The organism is Mycobacterium sp., from assembly GCF_049673265.1.
Lineage (GTDB): Bacteria > Actinomycetota > Actinomycetes > Mycobacteriales > Mycobacteriaceae > Mycobacterium.
Window position 1 is genome coordinate 1 of sequence record NZ_JBATXN010000262.1, and the last position, 5,373, is coordinate 5,373.

Consider the following 5,373-nt stretch of genomic DNA (forward strand, 5'->3'; position numbering starts at 1 on the left):
GCCACCGCACGGTGGTTGATCCTGCCGACCTCGACGCGGTGGCGCGCCAGCTCGGCCGCGAGCCGCGCGGAGTGCTTCAGATCGCGTACCGGTGCCCCAATGGTGAACCCGGTGTGGTCAAGACCGCACCCAGATTGCCTGACGGCACACCGTTTCCGACGCTGTATTACCTGACGCACCCGGCGCTAACCGCAGCGGCGAGCAGGTTGGAGTCGGCGGGAATGATGCGAGAGATGACGCAGCGACTGCGGGACGACGCCGAACTGGCCGCTGCCTATCGACGGGCGCACGAGTCGTATCTGGCCGAGCGGGACGCCATCGAGCCATTGGGAACGGCGTTTTCCGGCGGTGGCATGCCCGACCGGGTCAAGTGTCTGCATGTGCTGATCGCGCACTCGCTGGCCAAAGGCCGGGGAACCAATCCGCTCGGTGACCAGGCGCTGGCGGTGCTGGCGGCCGAGCCGTCGATGGCTGGGATCCTGAATCCGGGGGAGTGGGCATGATGAGCAGGGTCGCGGGAATCGACTGCGGTACCAACTCAATTCGGCTGCTGATCGCCGATGCGGTCGACGGGAAGCTGCGAGATGTGCACCGCGAGATGCGTATCGTGCGGCTCGGTCAGGGCGTCGACGCGACCGGTCGATTCGCGCCTGATGCTCTGGCGCGCACCCGCACCGCCCTCGTCGACTACGCGGCGCTGTGTGCGACGCACCGCGTTGACCGGATACGGATGGTCGCGACATCGGCGGCACGCGACGCCGGCAATCGCGATGTCTTCTTCGCGATGACGGCCGACGTGTTGGGCGGCGTGGTCGACGGTTCCGTCGCCGAGGTGATCACCGGCGTCGAAGAGGCCGAACTCTCCTTTCGTGGGGCGGTCAACGAACTAGACTCCGCCGCAGCGCCTTTCGTCATCGTCGATTTAGGCGGCGGATCGACCGAGATCGTGCTCGGGACGGACTCCGTCGTGGCGAGCTTTTCGGCCGACATCGGCTGCGTGCGGCTGACTGAGCGGTGTCTGCGTTCGGACCCGCCGACGGCTGCCGAGGTCGCGGCGGCCCGCGAAGTGGTTCGCGAACGGCTCGGCGAGGCGCTGCGCGCCGTGCCCGTGCAACAAGCCCGCACCTGGGTGGGTGTGGCCGGCACGATGACGACGATCGCGGCGCTGGCGCACGACATGACGACCTATGATTCTGCGGCCATTCACCTTTCGCGGGTTGACATGGACCGGCTTTTCGCGGTGTGCGACAACCTGATCAATATGTCTCGAGCACAGCGCACTGCGCTCGGGCCGATGCACGAGGGACGCGCCGACGTGATCGGTGGCGGCGCGATCGTGATCGAGGAAGTGGCGTTGGCGCTGCGTGAACGCGCCGGCATCGACGCGTTGACGGTCAGCGAGCACGACATCCTGGACGGCATCGCGCTCTCGATCGCCGACTGATCTCAGATCCCTCAGGCGGGAACCGGAGCAGACCAACGGGAGTCTTAAATGTCATGAGCAACACGCTGAGCACCGATTTCGATCTGATGCATTCGGTTGCGAGGTCCATCGACACCCACAATGAAGAGATCCGGACGACGCTGCACGCCTTCATCGGTCGCATGAGCAGTGTGCCGCCGTCGGTGTGGGGCGGGGCCGCGGCGGCGCGATTCAAGGATGTGGTGCAGCGGTGGAACGCGGAGTCGATGAAACTCAACCATGCCCTGCACGGAATCGCGGAGACCATTCGCTATAACGAAGTCGCGCTGCGGGAATCGGCCGACAGCCATGCCCACCACATCGGCACCGCCGCCGCGGACCTGTGAGGCCATCAATGGACCCGCAGTTGGCGTACGACTTCGACGAGATCGAATGCTCGGTTCGCCAGGAAATCCACGCCACCGCCGCCCGATTCAACGCCGCCCTGCAGGAGTTGAAATCTCACGTCGCGCCGCTGCAAGAACTGTGGACCCGCGAAGCTGCCACGGCGTACGGGATCGAGCAGCTGAGATGGCATCAGGCGGCCACCGCGCTCAACGAAATACTGGTCGAACTCGGAAACGCGGTCCGCGCGGGCGCCGAGGATGTCGCCGCCGCCGATCACCGGGCGGCTGGGGTATGGGCCCGGTAGTGACCCGATAACAGACTCTGCGCGGTCCCGGCGGAAGGGAGAGACGTCGGGACCGCGCAGTGCTAAATCGGGTCGGGCGTTTGACCTGATGACGACGGATTCGGCGAGATTACGCTGAGAGCTGTGCTTTCGCCGCAGACCACAACCCTGGCCGCAATCTCAACGCAGATTGCTTCACCCATCGCAGTGTCCGTCGGCCGTTTTGACCTGCGTGGATAACGGCCGGTAAGCTGCACCGTTGGCGTGCGGTACGCCGGGACTCGGGTCAATGTCGGTCGCCGAGACACTCCCTTGCCGTGGACGCCGGACCGGCACCCGGGTCACACCCGGGATCCACCCGAGAAGAGAAGGTAAGCGCTGTGTCTACCTATGCGCCGAAGGCGGGTGACACCACGCGGGCGTGGTATGTCATCGACGCCACGGACGTGGTGCTCGGCCGCCTTGCCGTCGCGGCAGCCAACCTGCTGCGCGGCAAGCACAAGCCGACATTCACCCCCAATGTTGACGGTGGCGACTTCGTCATCGTGATCAATGCCGAGAAGATCGCCCTCAGCGGCGACAAACTGCACAAGAAGCTGGCTTACCACCACTCGGGCTATCCCGGCGGCCTGCGGAAACGCACGATCGGTGAGCTGATGGAAAAGCACCCCGACCGGGTGGTGGAGAAGGCGATCCTCGGCATGCTGCCGAAGAACAAGCTCGGCCGTCAGATCAAGCGCAAGCTGCGCGTCTACGCCGGGTCGCAACACCCCCACACCGCCCAGCAGCCGGTTACATACGAGATCAAGCAGGTGGCCCAATGACCGAAACCGCAGGAACTGAGACCACGGAAACCGCGACCGCGGAAACCGAGACCGCGGCAACCGAGACCGCCGAAGCCGCTGAAGGCACAGCCGCGCAGCCTTCCGAGGCTGCCGCGCCTGCGACACGGACAGACTCTTTCGTGATCGAGCGTCCGATCCAAACAGTCGGTCGCCGCAAGGAGGCTGTGGTCCGGGTTCGTCTGGTGCCCGGCAGCGGCAAATTCGACCTCGACGGCCGCAGCCTGGAGGCCTACTTCCCCAACAAGGTGCACCAGCAGCTGATAAAGGCGCCATTGGTGACCGTGGACCGGGTGGAGAGCTTCGACATCTTTGCCCACCTCGATGGCGGCGGCCCGTCCGGCCAGGCCGGTGCGCTGCGCCTGGCGATCGCCCGGGCATTGATCGTGGTCTCGCCCGACGACCGGCCCGCCCTGAAGAAGGCCGGCTTCCTTACCCGCGACCCGCGTGCCATCGAGCGCAAGAAGTACGGCCTGAAGAAGGCCCGCAAGGCGCCGCAGTACAGCAAGCGCTGATCCCCGCGGCGATCACGGCCGCGTTTCAGTTGGGTGGCACTACGGGCAATCCCCTTGTCACCCGCATGCGCGGTTACCAACTGTGAGAGGTTTGTCCGCATGGGTCGACTGTTCGGCACCGATGGCGTGCGCGGCGTCGCCAATCGAGAGCTCACCGCTGAGCTCGCGCTGGCGCTGGGCGCCGCGGCAGCTCGACGGCTGAGCAGCTCCGATGGTGCACGTCGACGCGTCGCGGTGGTCGGTCGTGATCCGCGGGCCAGTAGCGAGATGCTGGAAGCGGCGGTGATCGCGGGTCTTACCAGCGAAGGCGTGGACGCGCTGCGAGCCGGGGTGCTGCCGACACCGGCGGTCGCATACCTGACCAGCGCCTACGACGCCGACTTCGGGGTGATGATCTCGGCGTCGCACAACCCGATGCCCGACAACGGCATCAAGATCTTCGGGCCGGGCGGGCACAAGCTCGACGACGCCGCAGAGGACCAGATCGAGGATCTGGTCGCGGCCGGGCCGGGGCTGCGTCCCACCGGGGCGGGGATCGGACGGGTGATCGACGCCGAGGACGCGCTGGAACGCTACGTGCGCCAGGTCGGCAAGGCCGGCACCGTCGCGCTCGACGGACTGACCGTCGTCGTCGACTGCGCACATGGCGCGGCCTCGGTGGCCGCACCACGTGCTTACCGCGCGGCCGGCGCTCGGGTCATCGCGATCCACTCCGAACCCAACGGGCTCAACATCAATGACCGCTGCGGGTCGACGCATCTGGACGCACTGCGATCGGCGGTCCTCGAGCACGGCGCCGACCTGGGTCTGGCGCACGACGGGGATGCCGACCGGTGCCTTGCGATCGATGCCGCCGGCGAAGTCATCGACGGCGACGCGATCATGGTGATTCTGGCGCTGGCGATGCAGGACGCCGGTGAACTGGCCGGCAACACCCTGGTGGCCACCGTGATGAGCAATCTCGGGCTGCATCTGGCGATGCGCGCGGCCGGTGTGACGGTCCGCACCACCAGCGTCGGTGACCGCTACGTCTTGGAAGAGCTGCGATCCGGTGACTACAGCCTCGGCGGCGAGCAATCCGGCCACATCGTGCTGCCCGGGTTGGCCACCACCGGCGATGGCATCCTCATCGGCCTACGGCTGATGTCGCGGATGGCGCAGACCGGCTCGTCGCTGGCCGCGCTGGCCTCCGCGATGCACACGCTGCCGCAGGTGCTGATCAACGTCGAGGTTACCGACAAGGCCGCCGCGGTCGCCGCGCCCTCGGTTCGTTCCGCCGTTCAGCAGGCCGAGGATGAGCTTGGTGACACCGGGCGAATCCTGTTGCGCCCCTCGGGAACCGAGCAGTTGATTCGAGTGATGGTGGAAGCAGACGACGAGTCCACCGCCCACCGCCTGGCCACCCTGGTCGCCGAGACGGTACGCGCCCAGCACTGAACGCCTGATTGCTACGCGGAACTGCAGGCCGGCGCGATGCGTCGAAGCCGGTATGGGACAACAAAATGCGTTCGTCGACGCCGCAGCAGTGCGGACGATCGCGAGCCGATTCGACGACACCGCGCAACTCATTGACGACGCGATGCGCACCCACCTTGCACGGCTGGCCTTCGACGGCTCTGGTGCCGGACGGGCGTATACCGGCCACGGTGACGCGCTGCGGGTCGCCGTGAATCGGTTGGCCGGTGGACTTTCCCAATGGGCGCGAGCGAGCGTGGAGATCGCCACGGCGCTACGGGCCAGCGCCGAACGCTACGCCGAGGCGGACCTGAGTGCCGCGGGGCGGGTGAGTCTTGGCTGACCGGTTCGACGTTGCGGCCCGGTTGGCCGAGGGTCAGTCCGCCGTCGAGCACACGCAGACCTATGTGCAGGCATGCCATGCGCTCGGTTATCAGCATCCCGACCTGACCGCGAACGGCTCACAGG

8 protein-coding genes and 1 pseudogene are annotated in these 5,373 nt (G+C 66.7%); all 9 read left to right on the top strand.

Annotated elements, in window-relative coordinates; translation table 11 throughout:
• Positions 1-11 precede the first annotated feature (11 nt).
• Complete coding sequence (locus WBF82_RS09230) at positions 12-503, top strand: DUF501 domain-containing protein (RefSeq protein ID WP_424382753.1); 492 nt, start codon at positions 12-14, stop codon at positions 501-503.
• A complete protein-coding gene (locus tag WBF82_RS09235) occupies positions 500-1,444 on the top strand; it encodes an exopolyphosphatase (protein ID WP_424382746.1) in 945 nt (314 codons plus the stop codon). Before WBF82_RS09230 ends, WBF82_RS09235 begins: the two co-directional genes overlap by 4 nt.
• Positions 1,445-1,497: 53 nt before the next feature.
• Positions 1,498-1,809, top strand: coding sequence for a WXG100 family type VII secretion target (locus WBF82_RS09240; protein WP_424382747.1), 312 nt, complete (start codon positions 1,498-1,500; stop codon positions 1,807-1,809).
• 8 nt (positions 1,810-1,817) lie between these two features.
• On the top strand, positions 1,818-2,114 hold the full coding sequence (locus tag WBF82_RS09245) for a WXG100 family type VII secretion target (RefSeq protein WP_424382748.1): 297 nt from the start codon (positions 1,818-1,820) through the stop codon (positions 2,112-2,114).
• A 359-nt stretch (positions 2,115-2,473) separates the two neighbouring features.
• Complete coding sequence (gene rplM / locus WBF82_RS09250) at positions 2,474-2,917, top strand: 50S ribosomal protein L13 (RefSeq protein ID WP_424382749.1); 444 nt, start codon at positions 2,474-2,476, stop codon at positions 2,915-2,917.
• Positions 2,914-3,450, top strand: coding sequence for a 30S ribosomal protein S9 (gene rpsI, locus WBF82_RS09255; protein ID WP_424382750.1), 537 nt, complete (start codon positions 2,914-2,916; stop codon positions 3,448-3,450). The genes rplM and rpsI overlap by 4 nt, the downstream gene beginning before the upstream one ends.
• 99 nt (positions 3,451-3,549) lie before the next feature.
• Entirely contained in the window at positions 3,550-4,887 is a 1,338-nt protein-coding gene (glmM, locus tag WBF82_RS09260) for a phosphoglucosamine mutase (protein ID WP_424382751.1), read from the top strand.
• Between the two features lie 52 nt (positions 4,888-4,939).
• Complete coding sequence (locus WBF82_RS09265; protein ID WP_424382752.1) at positions 4,940-5,248, top strand: type VII secretion target; 309 nt, start codon at positions 4,940-4,942, stop codon at positions 5,246-5,248.
• Positions 5,241-5,373: pseudogene (locus tag WBF82_RS09270) on the top strand (hypothetical protein); the annotation flags it as partial. The gene WBF82_RS09265 and the pseudogene WBF82_RS09270, both read left to right, overlap by 8 nt.